Origin of the sequence: Palleronia aestuarii, assembly GCF_003253995.1 — a bacterium.
Classification (GTDB): domain Bacteria; phylum Pseudomonadota; class Alphaproteobacteria; order Rhodobacterales; family Rhodobacteraceae; genus Palleronia; species Palleronia aestuarii.
Map to the genome: position 1 here is coordinate 25,479 of NZ_QKZL01000005.1, position 24,423 is coordinate 49,901.

A 24,423-nucleotide genomic window follows, 5' to 3' on the forward strand; every position below is an offset into this window, starting at 1 on the left:
ATATTTTTCTAGTAGGAGGTGAAGCTATCTCGCTCACTTGCCTCAACGCGGATATTCGAAAGAAACTTGACATAAACGAAAAACGATGCCGACCGTGCATCGGGGGGAGAACGGGATGTCGCAGACGATCAGGCACCCTGAGATCATCGACATCGTGCGACGTGACGGAAAGGTCACCGTGGAAGGGCTATCGGCCTATTTCGGGGTCACGTCGCAAACGATCCGACGCGATCTCGCGGACCTTGCGGAAGCGGGGCGGCTGGAACGAGTGCATGGCGGGGCGGTATTGCCGTCCGGAACGTCGAACATCGGCTACGAAGAGCGGCGCCACATCAATGCGGAAGCGAAGGCCGCCATCGCCGCAATCTGCGCGAAGGCGATCCCCGACGAGAGCTCGGTCTTTCTGAACATCGGCACGACGACGGAGGCGGTCGCGCGCCACATGTTGTCGCATCGCAACATGCTGGTCGTCACGAACAACATGAACGTGGCGCAGATCCTCGTCGACAATCCCGATTGCGAAGTCGTCGTGACCGGCGGCGCGCTGCGGAGGTCCGACGGCGGGCTTCTCGGCGATGTCACCACGACCTCGATCCGGCGCTTCAAGTTCGACATCGCGGTCATCGGATGTTCGGCACTCGACGAAGACGGCGATCTTCTGGATTTCGACATGCAGGAGGTCGGGGTAAGCCGGGCCCTGCTGCAGCACGGACGCCGCGTCTTCCTGGTGGCGGATGTCTCGAAATTCCGCCGCAAGGCCCCAGTCCGAATGGCGTCGATTTCCGATCTTCACGCGGTATTCACGGACCGCCGCCCGCCCGATCGCTTCGCCATGCGATGCAGGGACGAGAGCGTCGCGCTATTCTCTGCCAAGATGGACCCGGTTTCGGACTGATTGCAGCCGTCCCGGCGGGCCCACAAAAAAAGTTTCGTGCCGTTCAGATCGCCTCGAAGACATCGAGAATCCGCGGAACCAGATCGGTGAAATCGATCTGGCAGTGGAACGCGTGAAGGCGACGTAATCGCGCTGCGTGCCGGGGTTCATCGAGGCGGGCAGAGATATCCAATCCATTCGATCTCCGTGGGGCGGACCCGGGCAGCCGCGACAGGACCGGTTCGGCCGACGCGTGCTAGAGTTCGGTGTCCGTCGCATGTGAACGGCTCGCGACGCCGTCCGCGCGTCGGCGCGCCTCGCCCGCGGCGATCGCAGCGTCGATCTCGGTGCGCTCGGTCAGGCCCGAGAAGTTGTCGCTCGTCGCGAAGGCGGCCGCGACATGGACGTAGCGTTCGCGCGAAACGGCGAGCAGGCGTTCCAGTTCGGCAAGCGGATTGGTGTGGTCGTCCACGCGCAGATCGAGGATCGGATAGGCCTCGCCGCGGTGGATCTTCAGGCCTGCCGCCTGCCGCCCGCGGCGATCACCGCCCGCGGCCTCGCCTGCCTGCATCGCCCGGAGCAGGCGATCCGGCAGGGAGAGGTCGTGCGCCATCTCGTAGGCGCGGAACGTCGCCTCCACCACCTCGGGGCCGGTGAGCATGTTGCCGGCGACGGAGTGGACCTCCCCCGTGCGATGACCGCACCAGGCCACGCAATCCGACCCCGTATGCGCAGCGAAGGCGCCGCGAAGGCGCCGCTCGCGTCGAGCATGTGCGCCTGCCGTATCTGCTGGCCCCCGTCGCGGGAGACGACATCGGCCAATACCGCCTCGGCGCCCTCCCCGGCTTCGAGCCGCGCAAGGCCCTCGGTTCCCCAGAGCGGATTGACGAAGGCCTGGGTCGCGACGGCGGATCGGGCCCCGACATGGGGCACGAGCGCGCCGCAGGCGAAGAAGCGGGAGGCGACCGCGATCCCGATCTCGCCGGTCGCCGGATCGCGTGCGATGAGTGAATAGGTCATGCTCAGCGTCCCACGGCGTAGGCTTGCATCAGGCGGGGCGTGGCCGCCGCGCAGAGCCGCCCGTCCGGGGTGCGGAGCGCGGCCGTCAGCCGCCCGATGCTCCAGGGTTCGGCCACGGTCACGCGGTGGCCGCGTTCGCGCAGATCCGCGATGCAGGTCTCTCCGACATTCGGCTCGATCATCATCTCTCCGGGCGCCGCGGCGCGGGGGAAGAACGATCCCTGGAAATGCATCGTGTGAAAGAGCGGGGCATCGATCCCCGCCTGGAGGCCGTAGCCGTGATGGACAAAGCGGAGAAACCAGATCAGCTGCCACTGGTCCTGCTGGTCGCCCCCGGGCGTGCCGAAGACGAGGCGGGTGCCGTCCTCGTGCCGCGCGAGGCTCGGCGTCAGCGTCGTGCGCGGGCGGCGGCCGGGCGCGAGCGAGGTCGGCAACCCCTCTTCGAGCCAGAACATCTGGGCGCGGGCATTTAGCGGGAAACCGAGGCCCGGAACGACCGCGTTCGATTGCAGCCAGCCACCCGATGGCGTCGCGGCGATGCAATTGCCCCACCTGTCGATCACGTCGAGATGGACCGTATCGCCGCGTCGGTCGGTCAGGTGGGCCATGGTCGGCTCCTGGGCGGCGACGGGGCCGGCGCCGAAATCCCTCGCCGCGCGTTCGATATAGGCATCGGCGAGATGCTCGAACCCGGGCACGCGTCCGGGGCGCTGCTCGAGCGAGGCCTCGGGTCCAATGAGCGCCGCCCGCTCCGCGTTGTAGGTGTCCGACAGGAGGTGATCCATCGGCACGTCGCTGTACTTCGGATCGCCGTAATAGGCTTCCCGGTCGGCATAGGAGAGCTTCATTGCCTCGACGACGGTATGGACGAAGTCGGGCCCCGTCGGGTCCATCGCGGCGAGGTCGAGATGCTTCAGGATCGCGAGGGATTGCAGCAAGACAGGGCCCTGACCCCAGGGGCCAGTCTTGGACAGGGTCCAGCCATGATACGGGTAGGTCAGCGGCGGCTCGATCTCCGCCCGCCAGGCGGCCATGTCCCCGCGCGACAGCACGCCGCGATTGCGGCCTCCGGAGCCGTCGTGCAGTTCGGCTTCCGCGACGAAATCCGCGATCGCCTCGGCCACGAAGCCCTCCGCCCATTCGGTGCGGGCGGCGTCGATCTGGACGATGCGATCCGCGCCGGCGGCCTCACCGGCCTCGACGAGGCGTTCGTAGGTCCGCGCGAGGTCGGGATTGCAAAAGAGGGCATGTGCCTCTGGGGCTTGCCCGCCGGGGGTCCATGTGGCGGCCGAGGACGGCCATTCGCGGGCGAAGTACTCGGCCAGTCCGGCGATCGTATCGGCCACGCGCGGCATCATCGGGTGACCGTCGCGGGCGTAAAAGATCACAGGGGAGACCACGTCGCGCAGACTCATCGTGCCGTGATCGCGAAGAAGGAGCATCCAGCCGTCGAACGAGCCCGGAACGACCGTGGAAAGATGTCCCGATCCGGGGATCAGGGTGAGGCCCTGCGCGCGGTAATGCTCTATCGTGGCGGCTTTGGGCGCGGGGCCTTGGGCCGCGAGGACGCCGTCTCCCCTGGAGGCGTCGTGGAACACCGCCGGCAGCTCGCCCGCCGGGCCGTTCAGATGCGGCTCCACGACCTGCAGGACCAGTCCCGTCGCGACGGCGGCGTCGAAAGCGTTGCCGCCACGCTCGAGGATCGACATGCCCACGGCCGAGGCGATCCAGTGCGTCGAGGTGACGACGCCGAACGTTCCACGGATATCGGGTCGGGTCGTGAAATCGGTCATGCTTCCTCGGATCTACTGTTCACGGGGGTCCAGGGCATCGCGCAGGCCGTCGCCCAAGAGGTTGAAGCCGAGGACCACGAGGAAGATCGCGATGCCGGGCCAGAGCGCCATCCACGGTGCCTGGTTCAGGAAGTTCTTGGCGGTGTTCAGCATCGAGCCCCAGGAGGGCGCAGGCGGCTGCTGGCCGAGCCCGAGGAAGGAGAGCGAGGCTTCGGCGATGATCGCCGTCGCGATGGTGAGCGTGGCCTGTACCAGGATCGGCGGCAGCGTGTTGGGCAGGATGTAACGCAAGAGCACCTTGTGCGTGGGCAGGCCGATCGCACGGGCACTCTCGACGTAATCCTCCGCCGCGACGGACAAGACCTGCCCTCGGGTCAGGCGCACGAAGAGCGGGGTCGCGGAGATGCCGATGGCGATCATCGCGTTGGTGAGCGAGGGCCCGAGGAACGCCGCGAGCGCGATCGCGAGGATCAGGAACGGCGCGGCCAGGAGCGCCTCGGTGCAGCGCGAAATCACCGCGTCGATCCATCCGCGGAAATACCCCGCCGCGATGCCGAGAGGGACGCCGATCGCGACGGCGATCAGGACGGAGACGACCCCTGCGAGAAGCGAGGCGCGCGCACCCCAGACGAGGCGGGAAAGCACGTCGCGTCCGATCTCGTCCGTACCGAGCGGATGGACGGAAGAGGGTGCCTGTCGCACCGCGGCCCAGTCCGTCGCGGTCGGATCGGGGATCGGCAGGACCGGGGCGAGGATCGCCGCCGCGACGAAGAACGCGACGAGCGTTCCGCCGAACATGGCCGAGCGGTGCGCGCGGAACTTCTTCCACACCCGGTTCTCCGGCTTGCGGTCGAGAACCGGGTCGTTGAGGCTCTCGGCATCGACGGTCATGGGATCGGCGGCCTGGGGCATGGCGTCAGCTCCTCAGTCGCGGGTTCAGGAGGACATAGGCGATATCGGCGAGCAGGTTCATGACGATGAACCCGACCGCCGTGACGAGCACGATGCCCTGCACCACCGCGTAGTCGCGATTGAAGACCGCATCGACGACGAGCTTGCCGAAGCCCGGCACCGTGAAGATCTGCTCGGTCAGGACGGCACCGGCGATGAGTTCGCCGAAGAGGAGCGCTGAGAGCGTGACGATCGGCGTGAGCGCGTTGCGGAAGGCATGATGGAGGATCACCCGCCGCTCCGTCAGACCCTTGGCCCGTGCGGTACGGACGTAGTCGGAGGTGAGAACGGTCAGCATGGCCGAACGGGTATGGCGCATCAGCGTCGCGGCGAGCGCGGTGCCGAGCACAAAGGCGGGCATGATCATCACCTGGATCGACCGCAGGGGATCTTGGTCGAACGGCACGTAGCCCGAGGCCGGCAGCAGCTGCCATTTCACGCTCACCAGGAGGATCAGCATGATGCCGAGCCAGAAGTTCGGGATCGAAAGCCCTGACAGGGCGACGATATTCGCCACGTAATCGGTGATCGTTCCCTTGCGGATCGCCGAGAGGATCCCGGCCGGAATGCCGATCAGGAGCGCGAAGATCATCGACATCGTGGCGAGCTGGATCGTGACGGGGAGCTTCTGCCCGATGAGCTCCAGGACCGGCTGATTGGTCCGCAGCGAGATCCCGAGATCGCCGGTCAGCGCGTTGCCGACCCAGCTTAGGTACTGGACCGGGATCGGGTCGTTCAGATTGTACTTCTCGCGCAGAAACGCGATGGTTTCGGGATCACGCTCCTCCCCGGCCATGGCGAGAACGGGATCGCCCGGCAGGAACTTCTGCAGGGAAAAGACGAAGATCGAGATCAGGATGATCGTCGGGATCGCGATCAGCAGGCGGCGCAGGATGAACGACAGCATGGGGGCCCCCACGGGAATGCCGCGCGGGGTCGGGCCGCGGCCCCGGCCCCGCGCAACGGATCAGTTTTCGGCGAGGCTGACGCCTTCGAGGCGGATCATCCCGTCGGGATAGGGCACGAAGCCCTGCACGCGGTCGCTGAGCGCCCAGAGCCAAGTGTCGTGCCAAAGATAGACGATGGGAAGATCCTCGTTCAGGATCCCGCGCGCCTCCGCATAGAGCGCTTTCCTCTCCTCCGTTTCGTTGGTCTGCCGCGCCTCGTTGAGCAGTCGGTCGACCTCCTCGTTCGAATAGCCGGAATCGTTGATGCCGCCATTGGTGGTCATGAACTGGTGGATGTTTCCGTCGGGATCGACACGACCCGACCAGCCGACGAGCGAGGCCGTGTAATCGCCCGCGGTCTGATCCGCCAGCATCGTGGCGAATTCCTTCGATTGCAGCGAGATGCGGATGCCCGCCTCGCCCGCCATCGACTGGATGACCTGCATCACCTGCTGGTTGACCGGATCGTTCGGCACCTGCACTTCCAGGTCCACGCCGTCCTCGTATCCGGCCTCCGCCAGCAATTCGCGAGCGCGCTCCACATCGCGTCCGGGCACCGGGTAATCCGCAGCGTAGAACGGGCTCTCGGGGGAATATTGCTGGTTTCCGGGCGTGGTCACGCCATTGAAGACGACCTGGCTGATGGCGGCGCGATCGATCGCGGCGCTCAGCGCCTGACGAAGGAGCTTGCCGTCGGCGCCGAACGGATTGTCGGCCCGATCGCCGTTGCCGACATTGAAGGTCATGCCGTCGTAGCCGAGCGAGGTCGCGCGCTCCACCGTGATGCTGGAATCCCCCTCTGCCGCCGCGAGGTCGGTCGCGGCAAGCCGCTCGATCATGTCGAGATCGCCCGATTGCAGGTTGGCGAGCCGAACGGTCGTGTCGGGAATGGGCAGGTAGGTAACGCCCGCGAGCATGATCTCCTCGGCGTTCCAGTATTCCGGGAAGGCCTCCAGCACGATGCGATCCTGCGCGACGCGTTCGACGAAGCTGAACGGTCCCGAGCAGATCGGCTCCAGCCCGAAATCGGCCCCGGCTTCCTCGGCGGCCGTGGGCGAGATCATCATGCCCGCGCGGTCGGCGAGTTGCGCGAGGAGCGTCGCGTCCGGCGTGTCGAGGTCGAACCGGATCTCGTGATCGCCCAGCACCTCGACATTCGTGATCGACGTGAGTTCCGACTTCCGCCGGCTTTCCTCGAGATTCTGCGACCGGTCGATATTCGCGGCGACGGCCTCCGCATCGAACGGGGTGCCGTCATGGAAGGTCACGCCCTCCCGGAGTTGCATTGTCAACTGCGTGGCGTCGTCGTTCCAGGACCATTCGGTCGCGAGTTGCGGGATGAGTTCGAGTTCGGGCGTGATGTCCACGAGCTTGTCGCAGAGTGCGGTATAGACGATGCGGCCCACGAAGGTGCGGGACTGGTCGGGATCGAGGATGTCGGGATCCTCGTTGAGCCCGATACGCAGCTCCTGCGCGCCGGCGCCGAGCGCCGTGGCGCCCAGAAGCGCTGCTGCGAGGGAAAGTCGGATGGCTGTCATGTCTGGCTCCTGTCGATTGAAGATGGCCGCTTGGCGCGGCGCTTGGTCCTTGCGGTCTACCCGTCGCCCACCCGGACGATTTCCTGGTGGAGGAGTCCGTCGCGATAGGCGCGGACGCCGATGATTGCGGCGATTTCCTGAAAGGCGTCGTAGCTCTCCTCGCGAGTGGCCGGGCCCGCCGCCCCGCGTGGCGCTGTCAGCAGGCGATTGATCTCGTCCGCAACGTCGAGAAAGGCGGCCAACTGCATCACATAGGTCATGTCGCTTCCTTCGATCGTTCGGGCGTTCGCGGTTCGGGCCGTTTCGTCCGGATCGCCACGCCGGCGATCGCGTTGGCGTAAAGCCTGAAGCGCGCCTCGGCGCCGGGTGTTCGGCCGGGCCCGCTTTCCGGGATGGGGGAAGCTGCTTCGGCCGCGATCTCCTCGAAGAAATGGCAGGCCGCGCGGTGGCCGGGCTCGAGCCCGGTCTCCCGCAGGGCCGGTATCTCTTCGCGGCACGCGTCGCGGGCGAAGGGGCAGCGGGTGTTGAAACTGCATCCCGGCGGTGGATCGACCGGGCTCGGCATCTCTCCCGTCAGCGGGATTTGCTGTCGCGTCAGGCCGTGCTCGGCCACCGGGATCGCGGAGAGGAGCGCCATCGTGTAGGGATGGCGCGGTCGCGAGAAGATCTCGTCGGTCGTCCCCTCCTCCACGATTCGGCCGAGATACATGACGGCCACCCGATCGCTCATGTGCCGGATCACCGCGAGATCGTGCGCGATCACCACGAGCGTCAGGCCCAACCGGTCGCGCAGGTCGGCGAGAAGGTTGATCACCTGCGCCTGCACGGAGACGTCGAGCGCGGAGACCGGTTCGTCCCCGATGATCAGTTTCGGGCCGGAGGCGAGCGCCCGCGCGATACCGATCCGCTGTCTCTGGCCGCCGGAGAATTCGTGCGGATAGCGTTCCGCGTGTTCAGGACGCAGCCCCACCTGGCGTAGAAGCTCGGCCACGCGACCGCGCCGCTCGGCCGCGGAGAGTTCCGGCGCGTGGGTCTCGAGCGGCTCGCCGACGAGCCGGCCCACCGTGGCGCGCGGATTGAGCGAGGAGAACGGATCCTGGAAGATGAACTGCATGTCGCGCCGCAATTCCGTGAGCTCGCGCCCGGAGGCCCGGTCGATCTGGCGTCCCTCGAACTCCATCTCGCCGGATGTCGGCGCGATGAGGCGCATCAGCATCCGCGCCAGCGTCGACTTTCCGCAGCCCGATTCCCCCACGATGGCAAGCGTCTCCCCGCGCCGGACCGACAGCGACACGTCCTCGACCGCCCTGAGCGTGTCGGCCTTGCGGAAAAGCGATCCGCCGACCGCGAAGTGCCTCGTGAGATTGCGGGCGACGAGGATCGCGTCCTTCATCAGGCGAGTTCCAGATGCTCGTCGAGCGGCGCGAAGTGGCACAGCACGCGGTGCCCATCGCCGAAATCGCGCTCGGGCGGCGTCTCGGCGCAGATGTCTTGCGCGAAGGGGCAGCGCGTGGAGAAGCGGCAGCCGGGGGGCATCGTCTCCGCCGTCGGCACGGTGCCCGGAACCGTCGAGAGCCGCTCGCGCGGACCGGTGAGCTTCGGCACGGAGGACATGAGCCCGATCGTATAGGGATGCTGCGGATCGTCGAAGATCCGCGCCGCGGAGCCGCTCTCTACGATGGTGCCCGCATACATCACCGCCACCCGGTCGGCGATCTCGGCCACGACACCGAGGTCGTGCGTGATCATGATCGTGCCCATTCCCGTCTCCGACTGCAATTCGCGGATGAGATCGAGGATCTGGCTCTGAATTGTGACGTCGAGCGCAGTGGTGGGCTCGTCGGCGATGAGGAGGGCGGGGTCGTTGGCGAGCGCCATGGCGATCATCACGCGCTGCCGCATGCCGCCGGACAGCTGATGGGGATATTCGCGCATCCGGCTCTCGGGCGCCGGGATGCCCACGCGCCGCAGCATCTCGACCGCACGGGACCGCGCGTCGGCATCGGAGACGTCGCGATGGGCCTTCACCGCCTCGGCGATCTGGTCGCCGACGCGGAACGCCGGGTTCAGCGACGTCATCGGCTCCTGAAAGATCATCGCGATCTCGGAGCCCCGCCGACGCCGCAGTACCGCCTGGTCGCCCAGATCGTGCGGCTTGCCCTGAAACCGGATATCAGCCGCCTCGATCCGCGCCACACCGGCCGGGAGAAGGCCCATGATGGCGAGCGAGGAGACACTCTTGCCGCAGCCGGATTCGCCCACGATGCAGAGCGTTTCGCCAGCCGCAACTGAGTAGCGCACGCCCTGAAGCAGGTTCGTCCGGTCCTTCCCGAACGAGAGCGTGAGTTCGCGCACATCAAGAAGCGGCGCCGGTTCTGTGTCGGGGGCTTGATGCACCAATTTTCCAGCCATTCGCTGATTGGTCGATGCTACAGGTAAACGCCATGGGGTCAACGCGTGGTCTTGGGGCCATCGGCGTCATCCCACGACATCTGACTGGCAATCGACCTTGATGCCCGATCACCCGGCATTCGTCAGTCGAGGAGCGCCTTCTCGAGCATCATGTGGATGCCCTTGCACCCGTTGACGGTCTGCGTGACGCGCAGATGCCCCGCGAGGCTGCAAAGCATGTAGGCGTCCGCCCAGCTCAGCCCGCTTCGGCTCTCGATCAACGCGATCATGTCCCGCAGCGCCATCTCGGCACAGCGGTCGAGATCGGGGTCTATTCCCATCGTGATCCAGTGCGTCGGCGTCTCGGCCTGCGGGGACGCGAAGTCGAGGTCGTCGCGGACCGTCAGGCGGAACCGGCCCTGCAGGGCGGTCTCGATCGCCGTAACGCAGACCTCGCCGTCGCCCTGCGCCCCATGGCCGTCCCCGCAGGAAAAGAGCGCGCCCTCGACGAAGACCGGGAGATAGAGCGTCGATCCCGCGACGAGTTCGCGGTTGTCGATATTACCGCCGTGGTGGCGCGGCTGGATCGACGAGATCATCCCCCAGGACGCGGGCGGCGCGACGCCCATGACGCCGAAGAACGGCGCGAGCGGCAGATCGAGGCCCCACGGCATGCGTCCGGTCCCCGCCTCCCGGTCGAGCGGGATCGTCACCATCCGGGCCTCGGGCACGTCATAGGGCAGCGTCCCGGCAAGCGGGCGCATGGAATTGTAGCCCCAATCCTGCCGCAGGCGTACCTCCTCGATCGCGATCTCGAGGACCGAACCGGGCCGTGCCCCTTCGACGGCCACGGGGCCAGTCAGGATATGGCCCGGCAGCGGGCGTTCGGAGCGGGCATGGATATCGAGGAGTTCAGGGGGCACCTCGAACCCGTCGCCCGGGAGCGCCTCGGGCGGGCCGGACACGGTATCCACGATCACCGTATCGCCCGACGCGATCGTCACGACCGGCTCGCGCGCGGCATCGAAATAGCCCCAGGCACAGGTTTCCGGCGAGGCGGGAAGGTGGTGTTGCGGCATCTTGGTACTCTTCCATACGGGCGCGGATGCGCTTTCAGACCACGCCCGCCAGACGGGAACAAGTGGCGGCTCTCCGCGTCGTGCAGCGCTTCCGCGACCCAGTCGTGTCGCGGGCTTCGATAACGGAGGCCACGTGGGCGGGACTTCTCCGGCTCGGCGCGCAGATCAGAATGCCGTCCCATGACCTTTTTACCGCAGGCATCTCATCCTCCGGGCGTGGGGTTTCTCGTCCGCTAAGGGCGTCTGGGTGGCATCCCACGGATAACCAATCCCGAAAAAACGAAACGCCTCGCGACCCCGCGGAAAACTTTGCGTGGAAAGTCCCAGCGTCACGGTCTGCCCCAGCCCCGACTGTTTCATCAGCGCTCCGGTCGCGATCTGCCGATCGTTCGTCGCGAAGAACAGACTGGCAATGTGCCCCATGTGGTTCCAGAAGTCGCCGCGCAGACCCGCTACGGCCGACGACGACCGGTGTCGGGCGAGTCCTGCGCAACGATGGTGGTGGTACCGATTGTGACCGGGGAGATGGGATGAGCCGACCGACGATCCACGACGTGGCCCGCGTCGCAGGCGTGAGCTTGTCAACCGTGGACCGGGTCCTGAACGGCCGCCTGTCCGTGCGGCACGCGACCCGCACCAGGGTCGAGGAGGCGATCCGCGATCTTGGATACCTGCGCAACAGCGCGGCGGCGAACCTCTCCCGGCGGCGATCCTTTCGGTTCGAATTCATCCTGCCGAGCGGGGCGAACAGTTTCATGCGGATGCTCGAGGCCGAGGTGCGGAATTACGCCGCCGGATTGCGCGCGGACAATGTAACGGTGACCCTCACTCAGGTTCCCCCATTCGATGCACCGGCGCTGGTTGAATGCCTGAAAAGAGTCGGGGCCGAAGAACCCGATGGGGTGGCATTCGTGGCGGTCGACACGCCGGCGGTCCGCGACGTCGTCCGGGGCCTCGCGTCGAAAGGGTCGAAGATCGTCACCCTTGTCTCCGACCTGCCGTCGGACCTGCGCGATCATTTCGTCGGGATCGACAACATCTGGGCGGGACGGACCGCGGCCGGGCTCCTCGGGCGGTTCTGCGGCCGGAGCCGGGGCCGGGTCGCGGTCGTGGCGGGGTCGATGGTGGTACAGGACCATGCGGAGCGCTGGCTCGGATTTCAGCAGGTGATGGCCGCCGATTTTCCCCATCTCGAACTGCTGTCGATCCTCGAGGCATTCGACGATGCCACGATGGTCGAAACGCAGGTGTCGAAGCTGATCTCGGATTACGGGCGCGTCACGGGCATCTACAGCCTCGGGGCAGGCAATCGCGGGCTGATCGCCGCGATCGGGGATCCGCCCGCGCGGCCGCATGTGGTCGTCCACGAGCTGACCGAACATTCCCGCCGCTGGCTGCAGAATGACAGGATAGATGCCGTGATCCGTCAGGATCCGGCACGCGAGGCGCGGTCTGCGATCCGTACGTTGCTCGCGCTGGCAAACGGACGCTCCTTCGACATGGACGAGAACCGCGTCGGGATAGAGATCTTTCTCCGCGACAATCTGCCCTAAGCCTTGAAACGATCGCTCACCGGTTGCGGAGCCCCCTTTTCTTTGACGTGAAATGATGTACGATAGTCAGAGATGGCGGGGGGCTGTTCGGTGCGCCGCTCATGGGAGGGGAAACAATGAAATTGAGTGCGACGACTGCGGTCGCGATCGCCCTTGCGGCGACGGGCGCCTACGCGCAGCAGACCGAGGTGAATATCCTGCGGGTCCAGCCGGGCGACGAGGAGGAAGCGTTCTACGCGGAGGTCGAGGCGGCCTACGAGGCCGAGCATCCCGACGTGGACGTGGTCTTCGAATACATCGCCAACGAGGCCTACAAGTCGCGCCTCCCGACGCTCCTGCAATCGGACGCGCGGCCCGACATCTTCTATTCCTGGGGCGGCGAGACCCTGCGCGAGCAGGCCGAGGCAGGCTTCCTGCAGCCGATCGGCGACACGGTGCCGGAGGACGTGCTTTCGACGTTCCCCGAAGCGGCGCTGGAACTCTATACCGTCGACGACTCGCTCTACGGGTTGCCGCTCTACGCGACCGAGGTGATCTTCTGGGTCAACACCGACCTGACCGAAGAGGCCGGGGTGGACCACACCCAGATCAAGACCTGGGACGATTTCCTCTCAGCCGTGCAGACGCTGAAGGATGCCGGGGTGACGCCGATCATCGCCGGCGCGCAGGACAAGTGGCCGGTGCATTTCTACTGGAGCTACCTCGCCCTGCGTGAGGGAGGCCCCGATATCATCACCACCGCGATGAGCGGCGACGGCGATGGCTTCGAGAACGAGGCCTTCGTGGCCGCGGGCGAGGACATGGTGGAACTCGTCGACCTCGATCCGTTCCAGCCGGGCGTGATGGGCACCACCTACGAGACCGCATCCGGCATGTTCGCCGACGGGATGGGTGCGTTCCATCTCATGGGCGACTGGGACTACCTGCCGATGCGGGGTCGAGCCACCGACGGCGAGGGCCTGTCGGACGATCAACTCGCGATCATGCCGTTCCCGGTCATCGCCGACCCGGTTGCCGAAGGTGGCGCCGGCGCGACGCTCGGCGGGATCAACGGGTGGGCGGTCACCGCGGATGCCTCGCCCGAGGCCGTGGATTTCCTGACCTTTCTGCTGGACCGGGACAACCAGGAGACCATCGCCGAGCGCGGCATCTTCATCCCGATCGTGGAAGGGGCGGATCAGGCGCTGACCAACCCCTTCTTCAAGCAGGTGGCCCAGGACATCAACCAGTCGACCTATCATCAGGTGTTCCTCGACCAGTTCCTCGGCGCTTCGGTCGGCGCGACGGTGAACGACGTCTCCGCGGACCTCGTGGCACAGGCGACCACGCCGGAAGAGGCCGCGTCACGGGTCCAGGAAGCCTGGGACTTCCGCTGATCTCGAACGACGTGCGGCCTTCGGGCCGCACCGCCCTGTCCTGACGGGAAGCAGGTTCCATGTCCGAGTCCACCATGCCACCGCCGGATCGCCGGCCGGGGCCGGCCGAGCGCCTGCGCGAGGCGGTATCGAACGGCCGCCTGACCGCCGCGCTGATCCTGCTGCCGCCGGCGCTCGTCCTCTTCACCCTGTTCGTGATCCTGCCCCTGGGCGAGTCCGGCTGGTATGCCTTCTACGACTGGAACGGGTACGGCACGCCGGAAGACTTCGTCGGGCTGCAGAACTTCGAGCAGATGTTCGGGCATTCGGTCTTTTCCGTCGCGGTCGGCAACACCGTGAAGATCCTCGTGATCTCGCTTGTGGTGCAGATGCCGCTGGCGCTTCTCTTGGCGCTCCTCGTCTACAGGCAGACGCCGACGAACGCGGTCTTCCGGCTGATCTTCTTCGTGCCCTACATCATGGCCGAGGTCGCGGCGGGCCTCATCTGGAGCTTCGTCTTCGACGGCAATTACGGCGTCACCGCCTCCATCGCCACGACGCTCGGGATCGACAAGTTCTTTATCCTGGCCGACCGGGATCTCGCCTTCTACGCGATCATGGTGGTGATCGTTTGGAAGTATTTCGGCTTCCACATGATGATCTATATCGCCGCGCTCCAGGGCGTGCCCGACGACCAGATCGAGGCGGCACGGATCGAGGGCGCGAGCCGCACCCAGATCGTGCGCCATGTGCAGATCCCCTATATCCGCCCGGCCATCGCGGTCAGCGCCTTCTTCGCCATCATCGGTGCGCTGCAGGTCTTCGACATCATCATTCCGCTGACGAATGGCGGCCCGTCGAACCAGACCCATACGATCGTCACCTATCTCTACGAGTTCGGACTGACGCGGCTCAGGATCGGCTTCGGCAGCGCCGTGGGCGTCGTCCTCTTCATCGTCGCGGTGCTCGTCGCGGTCTTCTACCAGCGTCTCTTCATGCGGAAGGCGGCGTCATGATCGGGCCCGGTGTCTGGCGCAACGTGGCGCGGATCTCGTTTCTCCTGATCGTCTCGGCCTTCGTGCTGGCGCCGCTCTGGGCGACGGTGATGGGCGGCTTCAAGACCAACGCGGAGATCCGGACCGCCGCCTTTTCCGTCCCGGACGCGTGGAACCTCGAATTCTACCGCGCCATCGTCACCGACCCGTCCTTCTGGCGCTACATGGGGAACTCGCTCCTGATCTCGTCGGCGGCGGTCGCGCTGACGCTGATCGTGGGCTCCGCTGCGGCCTATGTCTTCGCCCAGATACGGTTCTTCGGGTCTGACTTCCTGTTCTCCTATCTGCTCCTCGGCCTCATGTTCCCCTTCGCCACGGCGATCCTGCCCCTTTTCATCAAGGTTCGGGACATCGGGCTTCTCGATACCTACTGGGCCGTCATCCTGCCGCAGACGGCGTTCGGGCTCAGCCTCGCGATCCTCTTGTTCCGCACGTTCTTCCAGCAGCTTCCGAAGGAGCTCTTCGAGGCCGCCTATATCGACGGGTGCGGCTATATCCGGTTCTTCGTGATGTTCACTCTGCCGCTGTCGACGCCGATCCTCGCCACCGTGGGCGTGTTCGTCTTCGTGCAGAGCTGGAACAACTTCCTCCTGCCTCTCGTGGTCCTGAACTCGCGGGAGGTGTTCACCTGGCCGCTCGGGATGATGCAGTACCGCGGCGAATACGTCACCCAGTGGAACCAGACACTCGCCTTCGTGACGCTGTCGCTCCTGCCCGCGATCGTCTTCTTCCTTGCCGCCCAGAAATACATCGTCGCCGGCCTGACGGGCGGTGCCGTGAAAGGCTGACCAAATGAAGATCGAGAACCCGATCCTGCCCGGCTTCAATCCCGACCCTTCCATCGTGCGGGTCGGAGGCGACTACTACATCGCGACCTCCACCTTCGAATGGTTCCCGGGGGTGCAGATCCATCACTCGCGCGATCTCAAGCATTGGCGGCTCGTCACCCGCCCCCTGGATCGTGCGGCGCAGCTCGACATGCGGGGAAACCCGGATTCGGGCGGCGTCTGGGCCCCGTGCCTCAGCCATGCCGACGGGCAATTCTGGCTGATCTACACCGACGTCAAGCGGCGCGACGGGGCGTGGAAGGACAGTCACAACTACCTGGTCACCGCGCCCGCCATCGAGGGGCCCTGGTCCGATCCCGTCTATCTCAACTCCTCGGGGTTCGATCCGTCGCTCTTCCACGACGCGGATGGGCGCAAGTGGCTCCTCAACATGATCTGGAACCACAATCGCACCGGCGGCGCGCGGTTCGGCGGGATCGTGATCCAGGAATATTCCGTGGCCGAGACGCGCCTCGTGGGCGAGATCCGCAACATCTATCGCGGCACCGACCACAAGCTGACGGAGGGGCCGCATCTCTACCGCCGCGACGGGTGGTACTACCTCCTGACGGCGGAGGGCGGCACGGGGTACGACCATGCCGCGACCATGGCCCGCTCCCGCGACCTCTTCGGGCCGTACGAGATCGATCCGGCGAAACACGTCCTGACCTCGAAGGACACCGATCCGGGGCATCTGCTGCAGCGCGCCGGCCATGCGGACATCGTCGAGACGGAAGCCGGAGAGCATTTCATGGTGCATCTCTGCTCCCGGCCCCTCGACGGCACGCGGAAAGCGGGGACCGGCGCGGGCATCCATTCCGACGACGTGCGCCGCTCCCCGCTCGGGCGGGAGACGTCGATCCAGCGCCTCGTCTGGGAGGAGGGGCAGTTCCCCCGCCTCGCCCATGACGGCCCCGCACCGGCAGCGGAGATCGAGGGGCCGCAGCTGCCCGAGCATCCCTTCGACCCAACCCCCTCGCGCCGGACCTTCGACGAAGCGCTGCCGCCCGAGTTCCAGTGGCTGAGGACGCCCGAACCCGCGCGCCTCTTCTCCCTGACCGACCGCCCTGGCGCGCTGCGCCTTTTCGGTCGAGAGAGTCCCGGCTCGGCCTTCGAACACGCGCTTGTGGCGCGGCGGCAGGAGCATCTGCGCTACATGGCGGAGACGGAGATCGACGTCGCGCCGGGCGATTACCAGCACTTCGCAGGTCTCGTCGCCTGGTACGGACGCAACAAGTTCCACTACCTCGCGGTCACCGCGGACGAGGACGGAAGGCGCGTCCTCACGGTCTATTCCTGTGCCGCCGATTGGCCGGACGCGCGGATCGATTATCCGGTCACGCCGCTCCCGCTGCCGGACGGGCCTCTGCGGCTCGGCCTCGATGTGGACGGCGCGGCGCTCACGTTCCGCTATACGACGGAGGGCGGCGAATGGGCCGATCTCGGCGTGACGCTCGACCAGTCCGCCATTTCCGACGAGGCGGGCAACGGCCCCGGCAACAATTTCACCGGAGCCTTCGTCGGCATGTGCGCGCACGATACATCGGGGCGGGGCCGGCCCGCCGATTTCCTGTCCTTCACCTACGAGGCGCACCATGGCTGAGGTCCGTCTCGAGAACGTCGCCAAGGCCTTCGGTTCGCTGACGGTCATTCCCGATCTCTCGCTCCACGTGCCCGACAAGTCCTTCACGGTTCTCGTGGGGCCCTCGGGGTGCGGCAAGTCCACCCTCCTGCGCCTGATCGCGGGGCTCGAGCGGCCGACGCGGGGCACCGTCCGCATCGGCGGCGAGGACGTCACCACGAAGGAGCCGTCGAAGCGCGGCATCTCGATGGTGTTCCAGTCCTATGCCCTCTACCCGCACATGTCGGTGGCGCGGAACATCGATTTCGGCCTGCGCATCACCGGCGTCTCGAAAGAGGAGCGCGAAGCCCGCGTCGCCGAGGCGGCGCGCATTTTGGCGCTCGAGGATCACCTCGATCGCAAGCCATCGGAGCTCTCCGGCGGACAGCGCCAGAGGGTGGCGATCGGGCGGTCCATCGTCCGGAACCCCAAGGTGTTCCTCTTCGACGAACCCCTGTCGAACCTCGACGCCGCGCTTCGCACGCAGATGCGGGTGGAACTGGCGGAGCTGCATCATTCCATCGATTCCACGATGATCTACGTGACCCATGACCAGGTGGAGGCGATGACGCTCGCCGATCAGATCGTCGTAATGAACAAGGGCCGCGTGGAACAGATCGGCAGCCCCATGGACCTCTACGACAGGCCGGCCTCGGTCTTCGTCGCTGGGTTCATCGGGTCGCCCAAGATGAACCTCATTTCCGGCAAACGCTTCGGCAATCCCGAGGCGGAGACGGTGGGCGTTCGCCCCGAGGACATGGAGCTGACGGAGGGCCAAGGGTACGAGGCGACCGCGCGGGTGGTCGAGACGCTCGGCTCCGACACGATCGCCCATGTCCGCGTGGACGAGCTCGGCGATCTGACCGTCCGTCTACCGGGGCATATGCGGCTCCGGGACGGCGAGAGGTTACGGGTGACGCCCAATCCCGACCGCCTGCATTACTTCGATGCCGACGACCGACGTATGGAGACCGCCCGGGCATGAGCGGCATGGGCATCGGCATGGGCATGGGCATCGGCATCGTCGGCTGCGGCACGATCAGCGGCATCTATCTGGAAAACATGCCGCGATTCAGGGGTCTTTCCCTCAAGGCCGTGGCCGATCTGCGGCCCGAGGCGGCAGAGGCCGCGGCGCGGGCGCATGGGGTCGCGGCGCTCTCGGTCACGGGCCTGCTCGCGCGGGACGACATCGACATCGTGGTGAACCTGACGATCCCCGCCGCCCATGCGGAAGTCGGGCGGCAGGTGCTCGAGGCGGGCAAGCATCTCTACCTGGAAAAGCCGCTGGCCGCGGATCTCGGGGCGGCCCGCGCAATGGTCGATCTCGCTGCCACGCGCGGATTGCGGATCGGCTGCGCCCCCGACACGTTCCTCGGCGGCGGTCACCAGGCGGCGCGAGCGGCCTTCGACGGAGGCGCTATCGGACGGCCCCTCGGCGGAACGGCGACGATGATGGTGGCCGGGCACGAACGCTGGCATCCCAATCCTGACTTCTACTATGCCGATCCCGGCGGCGGACCGCTGATGGATATGGGCCCCTACTATGTCACCGCCCTGGTGCAGCTTCTGGGACCGGTCGCGGAGGTCACGGCGCTGTCGTCCCGCCCCCGCGACATCCGCACGATTGGCCAGGGCGACCGCGCCGGTCAGAGCGTGCCCGTGGAAGTCGACACGCACCTCCTCGGCATCCTTAGGTTCGCCGACGGTGCGCTCGTTCAGATCGCCATGAGCTTCGACGTGGACGGTCACTGGCATTCTCCCCTCGAGATCTACGGCACCGAAGGCTCCATGCGCCTTCCCGACCCCAATCGCTTCGACGGCCAGGTGGAGCTTTCCGGGGGCTCCGTTCTTTCTGCCGGGGATCGCCCATACGGAGAGGGCAACTGGCGTGGCATCGGGCTTGCCGACATGGCCGCTGCCATCCACGAGGATCGGCCCCATCGCGCCAGCGCCACGCTCGCGTTCCATGTGCTCGACGTGATCGACGCGCTCCACCGTGCCGCGGAGGCCGGGCGGGCGGTACGGATCGACAGCACCTGCACCCGCCCTGCCCCGATGCCCGAGGAGGATATGAGATGAGCCCCACGAAGGCCCTGATCTTCTGGGGTGGATGGGAGGGTCACGAGCCCCGCGCCACCTCCACGATCGTCGCCGATATGCTGAGGTCCGAGGGCATGGCGGTCACGTCCACGGAAGGCACCGATGTTCTCGTATCGGATGACCTGAACGCCTACGACCTGATCGTCCCCATGGTCACGCAGGTGCCGAGCGATACCCACGGGATCGAACGGCTACGGCAGGCCATCGCGTCCGGCACCGGACTTGGCGGCTTTCACGGCGGCATGGGGGATGCTTTCCGCGATTCACCCGACTACCAGTTCATGGTCGGCGGCCAATGGGTCGCGCATCCGGGAAACATCATCGATTATCACGTGGACATCGTCCGGGCGGACCACCCGATCACCGAGGGGATGCACGGCTTCGACTACCGTTCGGAGCAGTATTTCATGCATGTCGATCCCGGCAATGAGGTGCTTGCCACGACCACCTTCACCGGCGAGCACGCGTCGGAGATCGCCGGAACACTCATGCCCGTCGTCTGGACGCGAACCTTCGGGGCGGGCCGCGTCTTCTATTCCAGTCTCGGCCATGTGGCCGAGGAGCTGGTACGGCCCGAGATGCGCGAGATCCTGCGGCGCGGCCTGATCTGGGCGGCCAAGTCGAAAACCTACAGAGGAACCAAATGAGCAGCTTTTTTTCCGGACTCGACCCCGTCCGCTACGATCCCGAGGCCACCGGCATCGCCTTTCGCCACTACGACGCCGACAAGGTGGTCATGGGCAAGCCCCTGAAGGACCACCTGCGCTTCGCGGTCGCCTACTGGCACAGCTTCGCCGCGGACGGCTCCGACCCCTTCGGCGCGGGTACGTTCGGCCGTCCCTGGTTCGGCGACAGCATGGAGGACGCCCGGCAAAAGGCCGATGCCGCCTTCGAGATGTTCCGCATCCTCGGCCAGCCCTTCTTCTGCTTCCACGATCATGACGTCCGCCCCGAGACGAATGACCTGCGCGAGAACCACAAACGCCTGAACGAGATCGCGGACATCTTCGAGACGAAGATGTCCGAGACGGGCACGGGGCTTCTCTGGGGCACGGCGAACCTCTTCACCCATCCGCGCTTCATGGCGGGCGGCGCCACCAACCCGGACCCGGAAGTCTTTGCCTGGTCGGCCTCCACCGTGCGGTCCTGCCTTGAAGTGACGCATCGCCTGAAAGGGGAGAATTACGTTCTCTGGGGAGGCCGCGAGGGCTACGAGTCGCTGCTCAACACCGACATGGCGCAGGATCTCGACCATTACGGCCGGTTCCTGTCGATGGTGGTGGAGCACAAGCACAAGATCGGCTTCACCGGCCAAATCCTCGTGGAGCCCAAGCCCCAGGAGCCGAGCAAGCACCAGTACGACCACGACGTCGCCACCGTCTATGGATTCCTGCGCCGCTACGGGCTCGAGGACGAGGTGAAGGTCAACGTCGAACAGGGCCACGCCATTCTCGCCGGGCATTCGTTCGAGCATGAGATCGCACTTGCCCGGGACCTCGGCATCCTCGGTTCCATCGACATGAACCGCAACGATTACCAGTCGGGATGGGACACGGACCAGTTCCCCAACAACGTGCCGGAAGTCGCCCTGGCCTATTACGAGATCCTCAAGGGCGGCGGCCTCGCGCCGGGCGGCACCAATTTCGACGCCAAGCTCCGGCGGCAATCCATCGATGCGGAGGATCTGATCGCCGCCCATGCCGGCGCCATGGACATCTGCGCCCGCGGCCTCATGGCGGCGGCGCGGATGTTCGAGGACGACGCCCTCGAAGCCCCCCGCCGCGACCGCTATGCCGGTTGGTCGGACGAACTCGGCCGTGCCATCATGGCGGAAGACGCCACTCTCTCGGGCATCGCCGACCGCGCGGAAGCCGACGGCCTCAGCCCGGCCCCGAAATCGGGCCGGCAGGAGATTCTCGAGAACATCGTCAGCCGCTACGTCTGACGGACAGGCGGCCCCGGTGAACGGGGCCGCCCATCTGCCGTAATGCCGGAAAGTTGGCCAGCCGACGCGAAGGCACGACACCCCGGCATCGGTCGGCGGCTAGACGTGAGAAAGCCGCTCTCGCCGCCGAAACGATGCAGCGCTATTGCTCTCGGCAAAGTGGCCGCAAAGGTGTCAGGCGGCCAGGTGCTGCGGTTTCTTGCCGGCGATGATCATGCCCAGAAGATCGTCGGTGGTCACGTCGTCGACCTTCACGAGGCCCACGAGTTCGCCGTTCTTCATCACCGCCGCGCGGTCGCAGAGACGCTTCACTTGGTGCACGTCGTGGTCGATGAGAAAGATGCCGAGACCGTCCTTCTTCAATTCCTGGATCAGCTCTGCGACCATCTGCGTCTCCTGCGGTCCGAGCGCGGCGGTCGGTTCGTCCATGATTAGGATCCGCGCCTGGAAATAAACCGCGCGAGCGATCGCCACCGATTGCCTCTGCCCGCCAGAAAGCGCCTTCACGGGAGCCGCGAACTTGCGGAAATTGGGATTGAGGCGGCCCATGATGCGGCGCGTCTCGGCCTCCATCGCGGAATCGTCCACGAAGCCGAGCGCGGTGACGAGCTCGCGCCCCAGAAAGAGGTTGGAGGCGGCGTCGAGATTGTCGGCGAGGGCGAGCGTCTGGTAGATCGTCTCGATGTTGTGGTCCCGCGCGTCGCGAGGATTGGCGATCTCGACCTTCTTGCCGTTGATGAGAATATCGCCCGAATCCTGCCGGTATGCGCCCGAGAGGCACTTGATGAGCGTCGACTTCCCGGCGCCGTTATGGCCCAGAAGCCCAACGACCTCGCCCGGGTAGAGATCTACGCTGACATGGTCGACGGCCTTGATGCCGCCGAAGGAGATCGAGATGTCGCGCATCTCGACCAAGGGGGTATCGCTGCGATCGGTCATCAGGTCGCTCCCGTCTTTCTGCGGTAGATTATGTCCACGAGAACGGCGAGGACGAGGACACCGCCGACGATGATGTTCTGGAACGGAGCGTCGACGCCGACCATGGCCATGCCCGATTGCAACGACTGCATGATGAGCGCCCCGAGGATCGCCCCGTAGATCGTGCCCACCCCGCCCGCGAGCGCCGTGCCGCCGATGACCGCCGCGGCGATGACGCGCAATTCGTCGAGCGTTCCGATATCGTTGGAGTGAAACGACAATCGCGCGGAGGCGACGAGGCCGGCGAGTGCGCAGAGCACGCCCATGATGGCGAAGACCTTCACCGTCAGGAGCCGGGTGTTGATGCCCGAAAGCTCGGCGGCGTCGGGATTGCCTCCCGTAGCGAAGATGTAGCGCCCAAGCCGCGTCTTGCGTGCCACGACCGTCATCACGACCGCGACGGCGATCAGGAGGAGGACGGAATAGGGCACCCCGTAGCCCTCGCTGTAGCCCTCCGGCATCGACTGCCCGGCAGCCTCGAACTGCCGATCGAGGACGCGCGACGGCACCTCGTAGGCGTTGAGCACGGCGACGAAGCCGAGGATCAGCACCGCGCCCACGGCCATCAGCGCGATCTCGGCCCAGACCGGTTTCACCGGAAATTCGTGCCGGATGCGGGCGCGTCGCGCCGACCAGACGGCGATGCAGGTAACGACCACGCCGATGACGGCGAGGATCCAGCTTCCCGTCGTACCGAGGGTGCCGCCGATGCCGCCGAAGAGCTGGTATGTCTCGTCGAGCGGTCCGATGGTCTGGCCGTTCGTCAGGTACCAGGCCACGTTGCGCCAGACGAGAAGGCCGCCGAGGGTTACGATGAAGGCCGGGATCGAGAGATAGCCCACGAGCCACCCCTGGAAGCCGCCGATGACGGCACCGGTCAGGAGGCCGACCAGGATCGCCACGGGGGCGATCAGGGGATTGCCGAAATCGAGGCCCATGGCCGGCAGGAAGGACGTCTGCGTCATCGCCATCATCGCCGAGCAGGTCGCAAGCAGCGAACCAACGCTGAGGTCGATGTGGCGGGTGACGATGACGAAGACCATGCCGGTCGCCATGATCGCGACGGAAACGGTCTGGATCGTCAGGTTGAAGATGTTGCGCGGGGTCAGGAAGCGCCCGTCCGTCATCACGTTGAACACGATGCAGACGACGACGAACGCGCCCACCATGCCCAGAAGCCGCGTGTCGATCTCGAGCGTCTTGATGAAGTTGCGGCTCCGCGAGGGTGCGGCGGCGGCGTTGGCATCGGTCATGGGATCACCTGCTCAACGGATGGGACGACCCGGCGCGGGGTCTGGTTCGCGCCGGGAGAAGCCGGAAAGAGGTCTCAGTTGCAGGGGGCCGGACCGTTGGACACACCCTGGCAGAGCTCGTCCTTGCTGATCCAGCCGGCATCGACGACGACGCCGAGATTGTCCTGCGTGATCGGGACGGGCTCGAGGAACTCCGCCCAGAGCGTGGTACCGGCGGGCGAGGTCCATTCGCCGGCGCCCTCGATCTCGGAGAGTTCCGTTCCATCGGCGAGCGAGATGGCGATCTCGCCGGCGCGCCGGCCTAGATCGCGGCTGTCCTTCCAGACGGAGACGGTCTGCGTGCCCTGCGCGATGCGGTTCAGCGCCGCGTAATCGGCATCTTGGCCGGAGACCGGGATACCGTCCATGCCCTGCGCCTGGAGCGCCGCCACCGCGCCGCCGGCGGTACCGTCGTTGGAGGCCACGACGGCGTCGACCGCGTTATCGTTGGCGGTGAGGATCTGCTCCATGTTGCGCTGCGCGTTGGCGGGCAACCAGCCATCGGTATAAGCTTCGCCGACGATCGTGATATCGCCCGCATCGATGGCGTCCTGCAGCACTTCCTGCTGTCCCTGGCGGAGGAAATCGGCGTTGGGATCTGTAGGCGACCCCTTGATCATCACGTAATTGCCCTCGGGCTGCACTTCGAAGACGGCGCGGGCCTGCATTCGGCCCACCTCGATATTGTCGAAGGTCAGGTAGAAGGCGCGCTCGTCCTCGATCAGGCGATCGTAGGCGATAACGGGAATGGCGTTGTCGTAGGCACGCTGCACGGCGGGAATGATCGCCTGGGTGTCCTGGGCTAGGATGATGAGCACGTCCGCGCCCTGGGAAATCAGCGACTCGATATCGGAAAGCTGCTTCGACGAGGAAGATTGGGCATCGGCGGAGACGTAGGTCGCGCCGGCCTCCTCGAGTGCGGAACGGATCGCGGCCTCGTCGGTCTTCCAGCGCTCCTCCTGGAAGTTCGACCAACTCACGCCGACGGTGGGCCCGTCCTGCGCGAGGGCGGCCAGTGGCGTGACGGCGGTAGCGGCAAGGGCCGCGGCGAACAGCGTGCGTCTAATCATGACTATCCTCCCTGAGACAGACCCGACCCTCCCG

22 protein-coding genes and 1 pseudogene are annotated in these 24,423 nt (G+C 66.2%); 10 read left to right on the forward strand and 13 right to left on the reverse strand.

Features of this window, described 5'->3' with window-relative positions:
• The first annotated feature begins 115 nt into the window (after positions 1 to 115).
• Positions 116 to 895, forward strand: a complete 780-nt coding sequence (locus LX81_RS07735; RefSeq protein WP_111536975.1) for a DeoR/GlpR family DNA-binding transcription regulator — start codon at positions 116 to 118, stop codon at positions 893 to 895.
• A 235-nt stretch (positions 896 to 1,130) separates the two neighbouring features.
• On the opposite strand, the gene LX81_RS22745 is transcribed toward LX81_RS07735, so the two are convergent.
• The 10 genes and pseudogenes from LX81_RS22745 to LX81_RS07780 form a co-directional block, all read right to left on the reverse strand.
• Entirely contained in the window at positions 1,131 to 1,586 is a 456-nt protein-coding gene (locus tag LX81_RS22745; protein ID WP_234822526.1) for a DUF1028 domain-containing protein, read from the reverse strand.
• A gap of 89 nt (positions 1,587 to 1,675) precedes the next feature.
• Positions 1,676 to 1,894: pseudogene (locus tag LX81_RS22750) on the reverse strand (DUF1028 domain-containing protein); the annotation flags it as partial.
• A gap of 2 nt (positions 1,895 to 1,896) precedes the next feature.
• Complete coding sequence (locus tag LX81_RS07745; RefSeq protein WP_111536742.1) at positions 1,897 to 3,687, reverse strand: gamma-glutamyltransferase family protein; 1,791 nt, start codon at positions 3,685 to 3,687, stop codon at positions 1,897 to 1,899.
• A 12-nt stretch (positions 3,688 to 3,699) separates the two neighbouring features.
• Positions 3,700 to 4,599: an ABC transporter permease gene (locus tag LX81_RS07750; RefSeq protein ID WP_211322721.1), complete on the reverse strand. Its 900-nt coding sequence runs from the start codon at positions 4,597 to 4,599 to the stop codon at positions 3,700 to 3,702.
• A gap of 4 nt (positions 4,600 to 4,603) precedes the next feature.
• Positions 4,604 to 5,545 (reverse strand): ABC transporter permease, encoded by a 942-nt coding sequence (locus LX81_RS07755; protein ID WP_111536743.1) that lies wholly within the window; start codon positions 5,543 to 5,545, stop codon positions 4,604 to 4,606.
• A gap of 60 nt (positions 5,546 to 5,605) precedes the next feature.
• Positions 5,606 to 7,123 (reverse strand): ABC transporter substrate-binding protein, encoded by a 1,518-nt coding sequence (locus LX81_RS07760; RefSeq protein ID WP_111536744.1) that lies wholly within the window; start codon positions 7,121 to 7,123, stop codon positions 5,606 to 5,608.
• A 56-nt stretch (positions 7,124 to 7,179) separates the two neighbouring features.
• Positions 7,180 to 7,383, reverse strand: coding sequence for a hypothetical protein (locus LX81_RS07765; RefSeq protein ID WP_111536745.1), 204 nt, complete (start codon positions 7,381 to 7,383; stop codon positions 7,180 to 7,182).
• Positions 7,380 to 8,516 carry an ABC transporter ATP-binding protein gene (locus LX81_RS07770; protein WP_111536746.1) on the reverse strand — a complete coding sequence of 379 codons (1,137 nt, stop codon included), beginning with the start codon at positions 8,514 to 8,516 and terminating at the stop codon, positions 7,380 to 7,382. The genes LX81_RS07765 and LX81_RS07770 overlap by 4 nt, the downstream gene beginning before the upstream one ends.
• Entirely contained in the window at positions 8,516 to 9,520 is a 1,005-nt protein-coding gene (locus LX81_RS07775) for an ABC transporter ATP-binding protein (protein WP_234822527.1), read from the reverse strand. Before LX81_RS07775 ends, LX81_RS07770 begins: the two co-directional genes overlap by 1 nt.
• A gap of 137 nt (positions 9,521 to 9,657) precedes the next feature.
• The gene (locus LX81_RS07780; protein ID WP_111536748.1) at positions 9,658 to 10,593 is read right to left on the reverse strand and encodes an acetamidase/formamidase family protein; all 936 of its coding nucleotides are present in this window, start codon (positions 10,591 to 10,593) and stop codon (positions 9,658 to 9,660) included.
• Positions 10,594 to 11,123: 530 nt separating this feature from the next.
• Here LX81_RS07780 and LX81_RS07790 point away from each other — a divergent pair.
• The 9 genes from LX81_RS07790 (at position 11,124) to xylA (ending at position 21,049) form a co-directional block, all read left to right on the forward strand.
• Positions 11,124 to 12,146: a LacI family DNA-binding transcriptional regulator gene (locus tag LX81_RS07790; RefSeq protein WP_111536750.1), complete on the forward strand. Its 1,023-nt coding sequence runs from the start codon at positions 11,124 to 11,126 to the stop codon at positions 12,144 to 12,146.
• Positions 12,147 to 12,262: 116 nt separating this feature from the next.
• The gene (locus tag LX81_RS07795; protein ID WP_211322722.1) at positions 12,263 to 13,522 is read left to right on the forward strand and encodes an ABC transporter substrate-binding protein; all 1,260 of its coding nucleotides are present in this window, start codon (positions 12,263 to 12,265) and stop codon (positions 13,520 to 13,522) included.
• 59 nt (positions 13,523 to 13,581) lie between these two features.
• Positions 13,582 to 14,517, forward strand: coding sequence for a carbohydrate ABC transporter permease (locus tag LX81_RS07800; RefSeq protein ID WP_211322723.1), 936 nt, complete (start codon positions 13,582 to 13,584; stop codon positions 14,515 to 14,517).
• A complete protein-coding gene (locus LX81_RS07805) occupies positions 14,514 to 15,344 on the forward strand; it encodes a carbohydrate ABC transporter permease (RefSeq protein ID WP_111536752.1) in 831 nt (276 codons plus the stop codon). The genes LX81_RS07800 and LX81_RS07805 overlap by 4 nt, the downstream gene beginning before the upstream one ends.
• A 4-nt stretch (positions 15,345 to 15,348) precedes the next feature.
• On the forward strand, positions 15,349 to 16,986 hold the full coding sequence (locus tag LX81_RS07810; protein WP_111536753.1) for a glycoside hydrolase family 43 protein: 1,638 nt from the start codon (positions 15,349 to 15,351) through the stop codon (positions 16,984 to 16,986).
• A complete protein-coding gene (locus tag LX81_RS07815; protein WP_111536754.1) occupies positions 16,979 to 17,989 on the forward strand; it encodes an ABC transporter ATP-binding protein in 1,011 nt (336 codons plus the stop codon). Before LX81_RS07810 ends, LX81_RS07815 begins: the two co-directional genes overlap by 8 nt.
• Positions 17,986 to 19,083 carry a Gfo/Idh/MocA family protein gene (locus tag LX81_RS07820; protein ID WP_234822528.1) on the forward strand — a complete coding sequence of 366 codons (1,098 nt, stop codon included), beginning with the start codon at positions 17,986 to 17,988 and terminating at the stop codon, positions 19,081 to 19,083. The genes LX81_RS07815 and LX81_RS07820 overlap by 4 nt, the downstream gene beginning before the upstream one ends.
• A complete protein-coding gene (locus LX81_RS07825) occupies positions 19,080 to 19,751 on the forward strand; it encodes a ThuA domain-containing protein (protein WP_111536755.1) in 672 nt (223 codons plus the stop codon). Before LX81_RS07820 ends, LX81_RS07825 begins: the two co-directional genes overlap by 4 nt.
• A complete protein-coding gene (gene xylA / locus LX81_RS07830; protein ID WP_111536756.1) occupies positions 19,748 to 21,049 on the forward strand; it encodes a xylose isomerase in 1,302 nt (433 codons plus the stop codon). Before LX81_RS07825 ends, xylA begins: the two co-directional genes overlap by 4 nt.
• A 174-nt stretch (positions 21,050 to 21,223) precedes the next feature.
• On the opposite strand, the gene LX81_RS07835 is transcribed toward xylA, so the two are convergent.
• The 3 genes from LX81_RS07835 to xylF all read right to left on the reverse strand — a co-directional run bounded on the left by LX81_RS07835 (position 21,224) and on the right by xylF (position 24,389).
• Positions 21,224 to 21,988 (reverse strand): ATP-binding cassette domain-containing protein, encoded by a 765-nt coding sequence (locus LX81_RS07835; RefSeq protein WP_111536757.1) that lies wholly within the window; start codon positions 21,986 to 21,988, stop codon positions 21,224 to 21,226.
• Positions 21,988 to 23,280, reverse strand: coding sequence for a sugar ABC transporter permease (locus tag LX81_RS07840; RefSeq protein WP_111536758.1), 1,293 nt, complete (start codon positions 23,278 to 23,280; stop codon positions 21,988 to 21,990). The genes LX81_RS07835 and LX81_RS07840 overlap by 1 nt, the downstream gene beginning before the upstream one ends.
• Positions 23,281 to 23,354: 74 nt before the next feature.
• A complete protein-coding gene (gene xylF, locus LX81_RS07845; RefSeq protein ID WP_111536759.1) occupies positions 23,355 to 24,389 on the reverse strand; it encodes a D-xylose ABC transporter substrate-binding protein in 1,035 nt (344 codons plus the stop codon).
• Between the last annotated feature and the right edge of the window lie 34 nt (positions 24,390 to 24,423).